We start from the raw sequence: 14,452 nt of genomic DNA, 5'->3' as shown, positions 1-14,452 counted from the left end.
GTTCGATATCGCCACGGCAACAGGCATGATGGAATCGATGTCCGAAGACAAGATCGAGAAGTCGCCAGATCCGGCAGATCCCCAGGGGACGCCGGCGAAGAAAACTGTCTCCGCGAGTCGCACCCGTCGGGTCCTGGCTGCCGTGGCGGTAGGTGCGGTGGTCGCCGCGATCGCAACGATCGCGATTTCCGGTGGATTGAACAAGGACGACTCGTCCTCGGTCAGTGTCAGTGGTGGCGGTCCCGCAGCGACGGGATCTACTCGCGACGACGCCTTCACCGCGGCTGCGGCCGGCGACTGCCTCAACTGGACGCCTGCGACCGAGTCGGGCGGGGACCGCACGGACATGTCAAAGGTTCAGTGCGGAACTGAACACCGCTTCGAGGTTGCCGGACCACTCGACCTCTCGGTGTTCCCCGGCGCCGAGTTCGGCCCCGGTTCCCGGTACCCGGGCGCCCTTCGGTTCGCCGAACTACGCGACGAGCACTGCACACCCATCGTCATGTCCTACCTCGATTCGAAGTTCGATCCCAAGGGCAAGTTCAGCGTCGGCCTGATGTTCCCGAGCGAATCGGGTTGGGCTTCGGGCGAGCGCGCACTGCGTTGCGGGTTGCAGTTCTCGACCACGACCGGCGAGCTACAACCGTTCGTTGGCCGCGTGGCGGACCAGGACCAGTCGAACGTGTGGGACGTCGGCACTTGCATCGGCATCAACCAGAACCTCCCGACCGATCCGGTCGATTGCGCGAAACCGCATGCATACGAAGTTATTTCGGTGATAGACCTCGGCACTCAATTCCCGGGCGCAATGCCGTCGGTCGAAGATCAGGACCGCTATCTCGAGGGCGTCTGCACTCAGGCGTCCAACGAGTACCTTGGTTCCGCAGACGCGCTTCGCGACAAGACGCTGACACTGTTCTGGGACAACATTTCACTGGAAAGCTGGTTGGCCGGCAGCCGCCGAGTCAATTGTTCGATCGGGAAAGAGGTCGAAACCGGCGGGTTTGCCGCGATCACCGGAAGCGCCAAGGGCGACATCCTGATCAACGGCGCCGCTCCGGTCCCGCCACCCGCTGCACCGGAAGGTCGGTCGTTGCCGACGCCGTTGCCCGGCGCAGCTCCGCCGTCGTAAGCCATGACGGTAACTATGACGCCCGACCGGTTCGAGGAACTGGTCGGCGAGGCGCTCGATCTGATTCCGCCCGAACTTGCCAAGGCAATCGACAATGTCGTGGTGCTTGTCGAAGCACGTGACGAGGAAGAGCCGGGGCTGCTCGGTTTGTATCAGGGCGTCGCTCTGACCGAGCGGGATTCTCATTACGGTGGGTACCTGCCGGACACGGTCACTATTTTCCGCGATTCGATACTCGACATCTGCGCATCCGAGGACGAGGTTGTTCACGAGGTTGCCGTGACCGTCATCCACGAGATCGCGCACTATTTCGGCATCGAAGAAGACAGATTGCACGAACTCGGCTGGGGCTGAGGGCAAAGTCGTCCGATTTCGGGGGGAACCAAAAGCGGGCGGTAGGCATCAAAGTATGTGCGGGGGGATATCGACGGCTGTGCGCACGGCCTCCCGACCACTTATCCGCCCTGGTCAGGAAGGAGTTCGGCACTATGCACGTCGACCCTCAAGCCCTAGTTGCCGCCGCAATGGAACTCGAGTCTGCGGCGACGCGATTGCGCGGAATCGTCTCTACTGCGCAGCCGACGCTACGCGTTCTCCCAGCGGGATCCGAAGAAGTGTCCGGTAGCGCGGCAAATTACTTCAACACCATTTCGGGCAGCCTTGCCTCGTCCACCGATCGGGCAATCGAGGAGCTCACCGCGGCTGCGGCAGCTCTGCGCAAGAATGCAGCTGCCTACGAGCTCGAAGACCAGCTCACCAAGTCCAGCCTGGCAGCCGCACCGATCTGATCGACAGAAATCGAACTCGGTAACTCGGCAACACAGTCACACTTCCTGGGGGGAAGAACAATGGTCGGCATCACCGGCGTCATCTGGTATCCACGGGGCGCAGCACCCAACTCCGCAGCACTGGTCGCCGGAGCCGGGCCGGTCCCTCTCGGCGTGGCGGCCGGAGCCTGGTCCACCGTGTCGTCCGGACTCACCGACACCGCTGCGTCCATCTCTCGCGTGATGGCGGATCTTCGCACCGGGTGGTCCGGAGAAGCAGCGGATGCCGCATTGAGCAAATTCGCACCGTTCCAGGAATGGGCTGCAGCGGCCGCGTTGCTCGCGGGAGAAACTGCAGGTAAGGCCCAAGTACAGTCCGGTTCCTACACCTTCGCCACCCTGGCCATGCCGTCGCTGGCGGAGATCGCGGCAGTTCAAGCGGCAAAGGTCGCCGCGTACTCCATCGGCGGTGCCCTGGTCGGCGGTGCCGCCGCCGCCGAGGCTGCCGAAGAAGCTCTCAAAATTCGAGCGGCGGTGACAATGGAAACGTACGACGCCGCAACGGCCCATCTGGCCGTGCAGCAGAACTTCGACTCACCACCGTCCATCGCGGAACCCACAGCTGGGGCATCCGCTTCGGCCGAAAGCCCAGGCAGCGCCGCACGACAGTCCGTCGTGCAAGCGGCATCCACGCTCGCTGACGCAATCGCGGATCCCGTGCGCGCCGCCACCGCTGCTGTCGCATCCGTAGTTTCCAACCCGGTATTTGCCGCCGCTGCCTCACAGGCCGGTGCCATCTCCGGTGGAGTTGCCACCGCAGCCAGCGCCACCACCACCGCAGTCACAGGCGCCACCACTGCCGCATCAGCTCTCGCGACGGCAGGAGCACGACTCACCGGACTCGGCGGCGCAAGACTCGGCGCTTCCACACCATCACTGTTCGGCACCCCGTCGGCAAGCCGGGCACCGGCACAGGTCAGCGCAGCTTCCGCGACTACCGGAGCCGGAGCAATCGCGGGCTCGTCGTCGAGCAGCAGCACCGGTCGGCACGCTCTTCCTGATCCCTCCACCGGCCAGAGCGCCACACGCCAGAACCCCGTGACCTCGCCGGTTCAGGGCACCGCGGATACCGTCAAGGTGGATCCGGCCCGAACCGCAGGCGGATCTGCGCCGATCGCCGGCGGCCGTCATGCGGCCCAATCTGAAGACGAGACCGAGCACGACACACCCGATTACCTGAAGCACTTCGAGCACTTCGCCGACGGCCGAACAGTCATCCCGTCCGTGATCGGTGGCGCACTCGAAACTGCAGAGCATTGATGGTGGATCTCGGCACCTCACCTGAGGGGTGGAATTTACCTGTCGTCGCCCTGTCACAGGACGAAATCGACTATGTACGTGAGCGACTCGGACTCGATGGGCTTCCCGTGGTTCTCGGTGGCGCGACGGTTCACGGCAGTGCGAGCGCTCACCGTACGGCGATGCAGTCCGCGGCAGATTCACTCTCCGAGCGCGATCTCCTCCCCGGTGGGGAGATCCATCACGACCTCAGTGCCCGCCTGCGCGTCCTGACCCACCCCAAGTGGGAGTTGGCGCTGCGTCGGCATGTCGGCGGAAGCATTTCACGCCTCTGCGTCGCGCAGGGCGAATTCCTTTGTGTCGAAGCAACTTCAACCGATTCTTCGTTCGCATTACGCAGTGTCACAACCGAACCAGCTGCACCCGTTGTCACCGCGCTCGGCAGCGCCGAAGCAATGCCGATTGCCGTGATCAACGCACCGACCGAGATGCTCAGCCTGGCATTCGGCGCCGGCCCGGATGCAGGCAGCGTAACCTCGGCCTTGATCAACGCCGGAATACCCGAAGACGACGCGCGCCAACTGGGTAGCGCAATCGTCTCATGCACCGCCTTCGCCGAATTGGTTGGAATACCACACAGTTTGGGAGCGACGACGCTCATGACCGGCGCAGTGACTGTGTACGACACCTTGGCCGGCCGGCTCGTGGGTTCGACTACTCGGGCTGCCGACGGCACCGAGTGGACGTCCATCAGTTCCGGAACACCCCATCGCCTCCGACAAGCCGTGAACGCTCTGGTAACGGAACTCGAGGAATCGGCGCCGGAGACTTCCGGGTAACCTCGGGGCGTCCCTTCAACGCCCGGAGCCTTACTTCAGCATGCAGTTCTCGCGTCAACCGTCGTCACCGGGCGAACAAGGCTCGGTCGCCACGATCGACCGGCCGAACGAAGAACGGGCAACAACACCGCACCGACAAGACCTGAACGGACTGCGTGGCCTCGCCATCGGTTTGGTGGTCGTATTCCACGTCTGGTTCGGACGGGTATCGGGCGGGGTGGACGTCTTCCTGGTTCTGTCCGGATACTTCTTCGTCGGCTCACTGGTTCGACGCGCCGAAGCCGGGGGTTCACTCAACCCGGTCCCGGCACTGCGGCGGGTGTTTCTGCGGCTGTTCCCCCTGATCGCGGTGGTCAGCATTTTGACCGCACTGGGGACCGCGTTGCTGCTGCCACGCACACGCTGGGCCGATCTGGGCGATCAACTGATCGCGGTGCTCGGGTTCTTCCAGAACTGGCAGCTCGCCAGCACCGCAAGCGACTACCTGGCCGCCGACGGCTCGGTCACTCCCCTGCAGCACCTGTGGTCGATGGCCGTACAAGGTCAGTTCTATCTCCTGGCCATCGCACTGGTCTCCGTGATCGCTTATGTCGCTTCACGCGTGAATCCCAACTATTTCCGCCCGTCACTCGCGGTCACCCTTCTGGTTCTGACCGCAGGATCTTTTCTCTACGCACTCGCCAAATCTTCGCGTCACCAAGCCTGGGCGTACTACGACTCCGGCGCCAGGTTGTGGGAATTGGCCCTCGGTGGTCTGCTGGCCGTTCTGATGACCAGCACACGCAGTCGGCAGATCGCATCCCTGCCGTTCTCGGTCAGAGCAACGATCGGCTGGGCGGGGCTTTCGTCGATCCTGTTGTGCGGCATAGTGCTCGACGGCGCCCAGCAGTTCCCCGGCCCGTGGGCGCTGGTGCCGGTGCTGGCCACTCTTGCGCTGATCCTGTCCGGAGTCGGCGACGACACGCCTTGGACGTCGAAGACTCTTGCCCATCCGGCACTGACGTGGCTCGGCTCGTTCGCATTCGCGCTGTACCTGATTCACTGGCCGATTCTGGTGTTTGCACTCGTCATCACCGGACGCCCCGAAGCCGGCCTGCTCGGCGGGGCACTGATCATCGCCCTCTCCGTCGCGGGGGCGCTTGCACTCCGGCGCCTGATCGAGGTTCCGGTGGAACGTGGAGGCCGCTCGCGCCGGTACACCGTCCTGGCATGCGTCGTCACCGCTGCCGTGGTCCTCGCCGCTTCGGTCGCCTGGCAGTCGTACGCGAGCAGCCAGACGACGGGCCAGCGGGCAGTCGACACCCTCGACCTCCCGACCCATCCCGGCGCACTCGCGCTCACCGACGGTGCCGAAGTACCCAAGGCGTCGATGGTTCCCTCGATCTTCGATGCGCCACTGGACCTTCCGGCCAGTACGCTCGACGGCTGTATCGCCGATTTTCTCGAGCGGGACGTCGTCCACTGCACCTACGGCGACGCCGACGCCGACAGAACCATCGCGCTCGCGGGTGGTTCGCACTCCGAGCACTGGCTCACTGCGCTCGACGAACTCGGCAAGAGTCACGGGTTCCGCGTCGACACGTATCTGAAGATGGGCTGCCCGCTCACCATCGACTCCATGCAGACGTTGTCGGACAACGACTATCCGGATTGCGTCGACTGGTCGCGTGGAGTGCTGACCGAGTTGGCCGACGCCTCACCCGATTTCGTGTTCACGACGGCAACCAGGCCGAGTTCCGACGGCCCTGGCGACGTGACGCCCGAGTCTTACGTACACGTGTGGGAGGAACTGGGGCGCGACGGTATCGACGTGCTCGCCATCCGCGATACCCCGTGGTTGCACCACGACGGCGTCGCCTACCGCGCGATCGACTGTCTGGCGACAACCACGTCACCCGATCACTGCGCGATGCCACGGTCCGAAATGCTCAGCGACGTCAATCCGGCGCCGTCGGCGATCGGCGATCTGACCAACGTCCGTCTACTCGACCTCAGCGACGGCGTCTGCGGACCGGAGTTGTGCCGCGTCGTGGAGGGAAATGTGTTGGTGTATCACGATTCCCACCACCTGACAGCCAGCTACGTGAGCACGCTGTCCGCTGAACTCGGGCGCCAACTGAGCGTCCAGACCGGTTGGTGGTGAAGCCGGCCGTCAGCCCATCACGTCGTCGGCACCGGGGATGAGTCGGTGCTCGAACGGCGGGTTGACGGTTCCCCAGCGCAGGCACTCCCAACCGCCGTCGACCGAAGGCAACAGTTCGACGGTCTCGGTGTTGGCCAAGTGGTTGTTGGCTGCGAACAGACCGGGGACACCGGCAAGCTGGGCTGCGACAAGACGGATCGCCGCACCATGACTGACCACGACGATGTCGCCGCCGTCTCGTGAGCCTTCGAGAAATTCTTCGCGCAACGAATTGACGACGGGGACGTACCGCTCCAGGACGTCGTATCCCGTTTCACCACCGGGGATGCGAGCGCCGAGGTTGCCGGTGTGCCAGTGATGGAACGTCTCCATGAACAGTCGGTGCGCGGCCTCGTCGGTACGATCTTCGAGGTCACCGGCCTGCACCTCGTGCAATCCGTCCCGCACGTCCAGAGAGACACCGGCGGCCTGCTCCACGAAACCTGCTGTCTGCCGGGCACGCAAAGCCAACGACGATACGAGTGCCAGCGGCGGCGCCGAAGCCAGGCCGATGCCCAAAGTCTCGGCCTGTGCCAACCCTTCCGGCGTGAGCTTTGCTCCGGGTAGTGCGGTGTCGAGACGTTTGGCGACATTCGCCTCCGTCTGACCGTGCCGAACGAGGATGAGCCTTCCGGTCATCGTTCTCCCCCTCCATGCTTGAGTTCGTCGATCCACCGAATCGCTTCTTCGTCCGAAGGAGGTTGTGGCCCGGTCGAATTCGCTGTCGCCCACGACCCCAGGAAGCGGACTCCGGATTTACGATGCAGCGCACGCATCGCCTCGGCCACCAGCGAGTCCTCGACGTGTCCGACGCAGTCCACGAAGAACCGGTACGTGCCCAATTCCGTTCGCATCGGCCGTGATTCGATCCGAGTCAGATCGATACCGCGAGCGGCGAATTCGGAGAGTGCACGCACCAGGGAGCCGGGAGCGTTGTCGAGGTGAAGCACCAGCGCGGTGCGATCGGCACCGGTCCGCGCCGGAACCGGGGCCGGCTTGGTGACCAACACGAAACGTGTGCGGGCGCCGCCTACATCGGCGACGTTGTCCGCCAGGCTCTCGAGTCCGAGCATCTGACCGGCCAAAGCCGTGGACACACCGGCGTCGACGGTTCCGGCCTGCACATCCAGGGCCGCACCGGCGTTGGACGAGGCCAACACCACCTCGGCCTGGGGCAGGTTCTCGGCGATCCATCCGCGGACCTGCGCGCCCGCATGCGGGTACGCGCCGATCGTTCGGACCTGATCGGCGGTGGTCCCGGCCCGAACCAGGATGGAGAAACTCACGTCCAGATCGGTTTCGGCGACGATCTGCAGCGGCGAACCGAGAGCGAGTGAATCGAGCGTCGGAGCTACGCCGCCTTCCACCGAGTTCTCGAAGGGAACCACGGCTCCGTCCACGGAACCGTCGCGAACCATGTCGAGAGTCGCCGGCGGACTGCCGGCCGGTACTCGCTCGACGGTTTCGCCGAACGCGCCCTCAGCCTCCAACTGGGCGAGAGCTATCTCCGTGAAGGTTCCCGACGGACCGAAATACGCGATTCTTGGCACGCCTAAAAGATTACGCACCGACCCACGCCGGTCACTGCAAACCCGCGGCACGCAAAGCCGTTTCCACTGCAGGCAGATCCGCGACCTCGATCGTGAGCAGCACCTCACGCATGGCCGACGCGGCTTCGGGGATCAGCGCGGCAAGTTTTTCCGGCTTCGGATCGACCATCGCGGCGCGCACGTCGTCGCCGCGCAGTGCAGCGACGGTGCCACACAGCAGGGCGACCACCTCGTCGCCGTCGGCCGCGCGGGCTACGAAACCGACGGACTCGTGCGCGAGTACCGCCAGGAAATCAGCCACTTCGGTGGGCGTAAGACCGGCGGCGAGTCCGGGGATCCGGCCACCTTCGCACAGACGCAGCGCCGCTTCAGCGGGTGTCAGATCCTCTTCGCCGCCGTCGACGTACACAGCGAGCGGAGCGGGCAGGCGCAGCGCGATCGCGTCGTCGATCTGGTCGGTGGTGACGTCGACGTCGAAACGGACGGCCTCGTACGACGCTTCCGTGTCCGCACGCAGTTCTTCCGGATCGATATCGAGACGGACGACAACCCGGCCTGCTGCTTCGCCACCGATCAGAGCCGACGCCGGAACAACCGGGAGAAAGAGTGCTTCGAGGAGTCCGCGCGAGTTTCTCGGGGCGGGCAGCCCGAGTGAGAGAGGAATGGCCACAGACAAACCGTAACCCCGGCGCAGGCGGCGGATTCCACGCGAGTTGCGCAAAAGTCTTGCGATTCACACTGAAGCACCTTAGGTTAGGGTTACCTCATCATCCGATGGAGTTCGAGAGAACACCCGCCAAGGGGGCAGCATGGCAACGAAGACCAGCACCGGCCCGTCCACCGCCGAACGCGTCCGCAGCGCCTGTGTGCGCGCACAAGACGCAGTTCTCGCCATCGAAGGCAGCGATCCCACCGCCACGTCGGTGCATCACCTGCGTTCGAACGGTGACGTCGTCGTTGCAGTCCCACATGCCTCCGCAGCTGCGGCCCTGGCCTGGAACTCCGGCGGCGGCGGCCTGCCTGCCGTCCTCGAGATCACCGATCACGCACCACTGCGTCTGCGTGAGCCCGTGCGCTCCCTCGTGTGGCTTCGCGGCTCGTTGCACGCTGTGCCCGACTACGAGGCACGCGTTCTCGCCGACGACGTCGCATCCGAACATCCACACCCGGGACTCCTCGACATCGGCCACACCTCGGTCCTCCTTCGCTTGAGCCTGGCCTCGGCTGTAGTCGCTGATTCAACGGGGGCAGAACCCGTTGCCGTGGACGAACTGCTGAACGCCAGCCCCGATCCGTTCTGGGAAATGGAGACCGCATGGCTGCAGCATCTCGACGAAGACCACCGCGACCTCGTGGACCTGCTCGTACGCAAGCTTCCCCCGTACATGCGCACCGGACGCGTTCGCCCACTCGGCATCGACCGCTACGGACTTCGCCTGCGGGTCGAGGATCACACCGGTGACCGCGACGTGTGGATGCCGTTCGCCAACCCCGTCGACGACGCTCCCGCGCTGAGCCGCGCCATCCGCATGCTGGTCGGGTGCCCTTTCCTCAACGGCCTCCGATCGGGCGGCGCATCAAACGGCTAGCGTTGCGCGGGTGAATGCCCGCGAAACCGTCCGCACCTGGTTACGGCCGCCGACTCCCGTCCCGGCCGGCCCGGCCCTCGATCCGGCCGCCAGACGCGGAGTCTGGATCGAGATCACGATCGTCCTGCTGGTCACCTTCGGACTCAGCGGATTGTCCGGGATCCTCTCGCTCGCCGAATCCTTGGCGACGCCGGTTGCGCTCTCGGATCAGACGGTTGCACTCAACCCGTCGCGGGCCGCCATCGACTGGATCGACCTGGCGCGCCAATTGCTGGGCGTCGCAAAGCTTCTCGCGTGGGCAGCGCTGGGACTCTATCTACTGTGGCGTTCGGGGATCGGTCCACGTGCTGCGGGACTGACCCCCAAGCCTCGATTCGGGCGCGACATCGCTCCGGGATTCGGCCTCGCCGCTGTGATCGGTCTCCCCGGTCTGCTGTTCTATCTCGTGGCTCAGGCCCTGAGCATCAACCTCACCGTCCAGGCCAGTGCGCTCGACGATCACTGGTGGCGGGTGCCGATCCTCGTACTGTCCGCGATCGCGAACTCCGGTGCCGAAGAGGTGCTGGTCGTCGCCTACCTGATCACTCGCCTCCGAACGCTGGGTTGGAGCGAGAACAAATCACTGCTCGCGTCGTCACTCCTGCGCGGCAGTTACCACCTCTATCAGGGGTTCGGTGGCGGCGTCGGAAACGTGATCATGGGGCTCGTGTTCGGCCGGTACTGGCAGCGCACCGGGAAACTCTGGCCGCTGGTCATCGCCCACGCTCTCATCGACATGGTGGCGTTCATCGGTTACGCCCTCCTGCGCGATCACGTCTCCTGGCTGCCGTGACCGGTACCGTGAACTGGTGACCGGCGACTCCGAATATCCTCAGCGCCCTCCGCGGCGCCAGCCGCCAGGGCCACCTCCGCGTGGACCGATGCCTCCGAGGCAGAACCCTCCACGCCAGAATCCACCCCGTCAGGGCCCACCCCCGCAGCGGCGTCCACCGATGCCGCCGGAAGGGCCGACGGTCATTCGCCGCGACGGACGCCCGCAGCAGCAGAATCCGGCCAATCAGGCCTGGTCACAGGGAAGTACGCGCCCGCACCGCCGCGCCGAACCCCGCCGAACGCCCCGCCGCGCCCTCCAGAACCTCCGAAGCAGCGACGCCCCCGCAAGCGTCGTAGCTGGGGTAAACGTATCGGCATCACGTTGTTGGTCTTGCTGCTCGCGCTGGCCGGCGCGCTCTATTACGTCGACAGTTCGCTCAATCGAATCGACGCGCTGCCCGACTACGCGGGACGCGTCGCCGATACTCCGGGCACGAACTGGCTGATCGTCGGCTCCGACAGTCGTGAGGGGCTCACCCCAGAGCAGGAGCAAGCCCTTGCGACGGGCGGTGACACCGGTCCCAAGCGCACTGACACGGTCATCTTGGTCCACGTCCCCAAAAGTGGGAAGACGACCATGGTCAGCATCCCTCGCGATTCGTACGTTCCCATCCCCGGCTACGGCTCCGACAAGATCAACGCCGCCTTCGCCTTCGGTGGCGCTCCATTGCTGGTGCAGACCGTCGAAGAGGCAACGGGGCTTCGCATCGACCACTACGCCGAGATCGGATTCAGCGGGTTCGCCGGCATCGTCGACGCCGTCGGTGGCGTCAACGTGTGCCTGGCACAGCCGATCGACGATCCGCTGGCCGGGATCAACCTCCCCGCCGGATGCCAGGACTTGAAGGGTTCGGATGCACTCGGGTTCGTGCGAACTCGCGCGACGGCGCTCGCCGACCTCGACCGCATGAACAACCAGCGCCAGTTCATGTCGGCGTTGCTGTCGAAGGCGACGAGTCCGACCACGTTCCTCAATCCGTTCCGGTTGTGGCCACTCGTCTCCGATACCGCCAAATCTCTACAGGTCGACGAAGGCGATCACATCTGGAATCTGGCCTCACTCGCCTGGGCGCTTCGCGGCGGAATGACCACCACGACGGTTCCGGTCGCCGGTTTCGAGGACGTGGACGGGTCGGGCAACGTGTTGTTGTGGGACAAGGCGCGCGCTTCGCAGTTCTTCGACGCCCTGGCCAACGATCGGCAGATTCCACAGGATCTGATCACCACGGGGTAATCGCCCTGAGTTCCGGTAGTACCGCGGGAGGACAAGCCCGGCGAACAAATCGCTTTCCGGCAGGACGCGGAATCGGCGGCCGAAAAATACCGTGAAGGTATGAACACAACACACCGCCGATTCCGCACTCTCGCCGTCGTTGCCGCCGCCGTCGGAGCTGCTGCACTCGTGACGTCCTGCTCCGGAACCTTCGAGAAGTTCGACGACTCCAAGGCGTACAAGAAAACCGAAACCTTCTCTTTTGCACAAGCATCCAACGGAATCGACACACTGCCGAGTTGGGTTCCCGCCGGCGCGACGGGTATCGACGAGGTCATCCGCACCACCGGCAACGAACGCATCCTGCGAATGACTGCGAACATCGCGGAGATAGATCACAACAGCTGCATCGCACGACCCACCGTCGAAACTCGTCCCGCATCGTTGTCCGCACAGTGGTGGCCGACGGGGGTCGAGAAGGGCAGTTCTTTGCAGTGCGGCGATTGGTACGTCGGCGAAAAGGACTCGTTCGTCTACGGGTACCGACCGGAAACTGTGGGCTTCGTCATCGATCAGCTCGACAAGAAGTAGCTCCCTCTCAGCGGCGACGACCCAGTAACCTGTTGGGATGACACAGGCGAAGAACTCGAGCGAATTCACCACTCTGCTGCGTCAGCAGATCCGTAACGAGTTCACTGCATCGCAGCAGTACATCGCGGTAGCGGTGTACTTCGATGCACACGATCTTCCGCAGATGGCCGCGCGCTTCTACAGCCAGGCCACCGAGGAACGCGGTCACGCGATGATGATGATCCAGTACCTGCTCGACAACGACCTCGACGTGGACGTTCCGGGCATCGACGACGTCGTGACGAAGTTCGACAGTGTCCGGGCTCCGGTCGAGTTGGCACTCGAGCAGGAGAAGACGGTCACGGAGCAGATCACGCAGCTGGCACGCACCGCGCGCGATACCGGCGACTACCTGGGCGAGCAGTTCATGCAGTGGTTCCTCAAGGAACAGGTCGAGGAAGTGGCAAGCATGACAACACTTCTCACCATCGTCGACCGCGCCGGCGACAACCTGTTCCACCTCGAAACGTTTGTCGCACGCGAGATGAACCCCCCGGCCGCTGCCGATGCAATGGCGCCGACGCCCGCCGGCGGCGGCGTCTGAGGGCCACCGGCCTACCGAGTCTCAGGCCGCTCGGCGGCGTTCAGTGATCTGAGGAAATTGTTGTACGCCTCAAGATCACTGTCGCCGTCGATCTCGGCGCGGCGGTCCAGGTCGGCATTCATCCGTTTGTCGTCGCGGTTCCAGCGCATCGCGAAGATCACGACCACCACCAGCGCGACGGGCTCTCCGTACGACCACGCGAGGGCGCCCGCCAGCTGCTGATCCTGCATCACGTCCACGCCCCACTCGGGAGGCGGATCCACGAACGTGGTCAGCAGCGGCTTTGTCGCCATCATGAGTACGACGCCGATGAACACGTGCAGCGGCATCTCCACGAACAGGTCGAAACACCGGCCGAGGTAGCTCTGTCGCACCGGCAGTGGGCCGGTGGCGAGCACCGGCATGATGAAGAGCAGACCGCTGGCGAGAAAGAAGATTTCGAGAAAGACGTGTCCAGCCGGTGACGCCGAGACGGTGTCGAAGATCGGCGACAGGTAGATCCCGTAGTAGCTGAACAGAAATACCGGGATCGTGAACCCGGGGTGCAGCATCCACCGCGCCGGTGGGCTACGCAATGCCGAGAGGGCAAGCGCGAGAATGCCTTTTCCTATTCCTCGGTGCGGCGTCGAACGTAGTAGCAGCAGTCCCGGCGAGCCCAGTACCCAGAGCGGCGGGATCGCCATCGAGAGCGTCAGGTGTTGGAACATCCAGACGCTGAAGAGTTCGTAGCCGTAGCTCTCGACCTTCAGTCCGGTCACCGCGATCAGCAGCAGGCACCCACCGAGGAAACACGCTGTCCGATGCCACGGCCATGGTCGCCCACTCGCGCGAACTCGCTGAGCGCCAGTCCAATACCAGAGTGCAAGAACAACTCCCAGGGCAGGAAGAAGCGGGAGGGATGAGGCATCCCACTCCAGCATCTGCCCGATCGACGGCGGCGGCGTGTCATTCACGAACGCTTCACCGGCGGGTCCTCCTTCGTCTCCATGCGGGTACCGTCGACTCTACACCTAACTACTATGTTGGATAGTATTTAGGAATTCGACGGAAGGTACAGGTGCACAGCAGTGTCCAGAAGCATGAAGATATCCGCCGCCCTGATCGCGGTGTTCGCGGTAGCACTGATCACGTTCATCACCGTCGATCCGATTCGGGCAGACAACGAGAACGCCGATCGGGCAGCACAATCCACCGCCGTCCTCACCGACGACGCGTACCGATTGACCTCGGCCGCCGACGGCAAGGTGAACCTGGTCGAGTTCCTCGACTTCGAATGCGAAGCCTGCCTCGCGCTGTACCCGACGATGGAGCGGATCAGAGCGGAGTACGAGGGTCGAATCACGTTCGGCATCAGATACTTTCCGATTCCGAGTCACACCAACAGCACTCTCGCGGCGCAGGTCGTCGAATCCGCATCTCGCCAGTGCAAATTCGTCGAGATGTACAAGCGAATGTACGAGACGCAGTCGCAATGGGGTGAATCCGCCGAATCACAGGAGGCGCTGTTCCGTTCCTACGCACAAGATCTCGGACTTGACATGGCCCGATTCGAATCCGACCTCGGCAGCCGCGGCGTCCGCGAGCGGGTCGAGCGCGACTTCGAAGAAGGCCGACGCCTCGGCGTCCAAGGTACTCCGACGCTGTTCCTCAACGACGTGAAGCTGGACCAGATGCCGAGCTACGAGCAGTTGAAAGCCCAGATCGATTCGGCCTTGGGAGAATGATCAGGTCAGAACAGCGCAGATCCCCGCGGAGACGGCCACCGTCACGGCTGCGGCAACGGCCGTCGTGACAGCGGCCGGCGCACAGGCCGCCACCGCGCAGGTCAGTCGCC

At 64.2% G+C, this 14,452-nt stretch carries 16 protein-coding genes and 1 pseudogene; 12 read left to right on the top strand and 5 right to left on the bottom strand.

Annotated elements, in window-relative coordinates; all coding sequences use genetic code 11:
* Window positions 1-25 precede the first annotated feature (25 nt).
* The 6 genes from YH3_RS02825 (at window position 26) to YH3_RS02800 (ending at window position 6,180) form a co-directional block, all read left to right on the top strand.
* Complete coding sequence (locus tag YH3_RS02825) at window positions 26-1,132, top strand: septum formation family protein (protein ID WP_003945397.1); 1,107 nt, start codon at window positions 26-28, stop codon at window positions 1,130-1,132.
* Window positions 1,133-1,135: 3 nt separating this feature from the next.
* Complete coding sequence (locus YH3_RS02820; protein WP_007736028.1) at window positions 1,136-1,486, top strand: metallopeptidase family protein; 351 nt, start codon at window positions 1,136-1,138, stop codon at window positions 1,484-1,486.
* Between the two features lie 134 nt (window positions 1,487-1,620).
* The gene (locus YH3_RS02815) at window positions 1,621-1,920 is read left to right on the top strand and encodes a PE family protein (RefSeq protein ID WP_003945399.1); all 300 of its coding nucleotides are present in this window, start codon (window positions 1,621-1,623) and stop codon (window positions 1,918-1,920) included.
* 60 nt (window positions 1,921-1,980) lie between these two features.
* Window positions 1,981-3,219 carry a PPE domain-containing protein gene (locus YH3_RS02810; protein WP_064442960.1) on the top strand — a complete coding sequence of 413 codons (1,239 nt, stop codon included), beginning with the start codon at window positions 1,981-1,983 and terminating at the stop codon, window positions 3,217-3,219.
* Window positions 3,219-4,037 carry an ESX secretion-associated protein EspG gene (locus YH3_RS02805; protein ID WP_050657020.1) on the top strand — a complete coding sequence of 273 codons (819 nt, stop codon included), beginning with the start codon at window positions 3,219-3,221 and terminating at the stop codon, window positions 4,035-4,037. Before YH3_RS02810 ends, YH3_RS02805 begins: the two co-directional genes overlap by 1 nt.
* A 40-nt stretch (window positions 4,038-4,077) precedes the next feature.
* Entirely contained in the window at window positions 4,078-6,180 is a 2,103-nt protein-coding gene (locus YH3_RS02800) for an acyltransferase family protein (RefSeq protein ID WP_064442959.1), read from the top strand.
* Window positions 6,181-6,189: 9 nt separating this feature from the next.
* On the opposite strand, the gene YH3_RS02795 is transcribed toward YH3_RS02800, so the two are convergent.
* From YH3_RS02795 to YH3_RS02785, 3 genes are read right to left on the bottom strand one after another with little or no spacing between them, the layout of a single operon-like run.
* Window positions 6,190-6,858 carry a histidine phosphatase family protein gene (locus tag YH3_RS02795; protein ID WP_007736019.1) on the bottom strand — a complete coding sequence of 223 codons (669 nt, stop codon included), beginning with the start codon at window positions 6,856-6,858 and terminating at the stop codon, window positions 6,190-6,192.
* Window positions 6,855-7,769, bottom strand: coding sequence for a prephenate dehydratase (gene pheA, locus YH3_RS02790; RefSeq protein ID WP_007736017.1), 915 nt, complete (start codon window positions 7,767-7,769; stop codon window positions 6,855-6,857). Before pheA ends, YH3_RS02795 begins: the two co-directional genes overlap by 4 nt.
* Window positions 7,770-7,800: 31 nt before the next feature.
* Window positions 7,801-8,439 (bottom strand): hypothetical protein, encoded by a 639-nt coding sequence (locus YH3_RS02785; protein ID WP_064442958.1) that lies wholly within the window; start codon window positions 8,437-8,439, stop codon window positions 7,801-7,803.
* A gap of 139 nt (window positions 8,440-8,578) precedes the next feature.
* On the opposite strand from YH3_RS02785, the gene YH3_RS02780 reads away from it, so the two are divergent.
* From YH3_RS02780 to YH3_RS02760, 5 genes are all read left to right on the top strand, one after another.
* The gene (locus YH3_RS02780) at window positions 8,579-9,358 is read left to right on the top strand and encodes a DUF2470 domain-containing protein (RefSeq protein WP_007736014.1); all 780 of its coding nucleotides are present in this window, start codon (window positions 8,579-8,581) and stop codon (window positions 9,356-9,358) included.
* A 10-nt stretch (window positions 9,359-9,368) separates the two neighbouring features.
* Window positions 9,369-10,190, top strand: coding sequence for a CPBP family intramembrane glutamic endopeptidase (locus tag YH3_RS02775; protein ID WP_003945405.1), 822 nt, complete (start codon window positions 9,369-9,371; stop codon window positions 10,188-10,190).
* Window positions 10,191-10,553: 363 nt separating this feature from the next.
* Window positions 10,554-11,465 carry an LCP family protein gene (locus YH3_RS02770; protein WP_064442957.1) on the top strand — a complete coding sequence of 304 codons (912 nt, stop codon included), beginning with the start codon at window positions 10,554-10,556 and terminating at the stop codon, window positions 11,463-11,465.
* A 99-nt stretch (window positions 11,466-11,564) separates the two neighbouring features.
* On the top strand, window positions 11,565-12,035 hold the full coding sequence (locus YH3_RS02765) for a hypothetical protein (protein WP_007736008.1): 471 nt from the start codon (window positions 11,565-11,567) through the stop codon (window positions 12,033-12,035).
* Between the two features lie 37 nt (window positions 12,036-12,072).
* Complete coding sequence (locus tag YH3_RS02760) at window positions 12,073-12,618, top strand: ferritin (RefSeq protein ID WP_064442956.1); 546 nt, start codon at window positions 12,073-12,075, stop codon at window positions 12,616-12,618.
* Window positions 12,619-12,629: 11 nt separating this feature from the next.
* Here the strand turns inward: YH3_RS02760 and YH3_RS02755 are convergent, their stop codons facing one another.
* Window positions 12,630-13,571, bottom strand: coding sequence for a cytochrome c oxidase assembly protein (locus YH3_RS02755; RefSeq protein WP_064442955.1), 942 nt, complete (start codon window positions 13,569-13,571; stop codon window positions 12,630-12,632).
* Between the two features lie 126 nt (window positions 13,572-13,697).
* Here YH3_RS02755 and YH3_RS02750 point away from each other — a divergent pair, with 126 nt between their 5' ends.
* Complete coding sequence (locus YH3_RS02750; RefSeq protein ID WP_064442954.1) at window positions 13,698-14,342, top strand: thioredoxin domain-containing protein; 645 nt, start codon at window positions 13,698-13,700, stop codon at window positions 14,340-14,342.
* Here YH3_RS02750 and YH3_RS37255 read toward each other — a convergent pair.
* Window positions 14,343-14,452: pseudogene (locus YH3_RS37255) on the bottom strand (M56 family peptidase); the annotation flags it as partial.

The organism is Rhodococcus sp. YH3-3 (assembly GCF_001653035.1).
Taxonomy (GTDB): domain Bacteria; phylum Actinomycetota; class Actinomycetes; order Mycobacteriales; family Mycobacteriaceae; genus Rhodococcus_F; species Rhodococcus_F qingshengii.
Note: the sequence above shows the minus strand (reverse complement) of the source record. Positions and strands in the feature narration are given on the sequence as shown.

Bases quoted from the DNA above. Each gene is read 5' to 3' on its own strand.
- YH3_RS02825 (WP_003945397.1), top strand. From the start codon at position 26: ATGATGGAATCGATGTCCGAAGACAAGATCGAGAAGTCGCCAGATCCG.
- YH3_RS02820 (WP_007736028.1), top strand. From the start codon at position 1,136: ATGACGGTAACTATGACGCCCGACCGGTTCGAGGAACTGGTCGGCGAG.
- YH3_RS02815 (WP_003945399.1), top strand. From the start codon at position 1,621: ATGCACGTCGACCCTCAAGCCCTAGTTGCCGCCGCAATGGAACTCGAG.
- YH3_RS02810 (WP_064442960.1), top strand. From the start codon at position 1,981: ATGGTCGGCATCACCGGCGTCATCTGGTATCCACGGGGCGCAGCACCC.
- YH3_RS02805 (WP_050657020.1), top strand. From the start codon at position 3,219: ATGGTGGATCTCGGCACCTCACCTGAGGGGTGGAATTTACCTGTCGTC.
- YH3_RS02800 (WP_064442959.1), top strand. From the start codon at position 4,078: ATGCAGTTCTCGCGTCAACCGTCGTCACCGGGCGAACAAGGCTCGGTC.
- YH3_RS02795 (WP_007736019.1), bottom strand. From the start codon at position 6,858: ATGACCGGAAGGCTCATCCTCGTTCGGCACGGTCAGACGGAGGCGAAT.
- YH3_RS02780 (WP_007736014.1), top strand. From the start codon at position 8,579: ATGGCAACGAAGACCAGCACCGGCCCGTCCACCGCCGAACGCGTCCGC.
- YH3_RS02765 (WP_007736008.1), top strand. From the start codon at position 11,565: ATGAACACAACACACCGCCGATTCCGCACTCTCGCCGTCGTTGCCGCC.
- YH3_RS02760 (WP_064442956.1), top strand. From the start codon at position 12,073: ATGACACAGGCGAAGAACTCGAGCGAATTCACCACTCTGCTGCGTCAG.
- YH3_RS02750 (WP_064442954.1), top strand. From the start codon at position 13,698: ATGAAGATATCCGCCGCCCTGATCGCGGTGTTCGCGGTAGCACTGATC.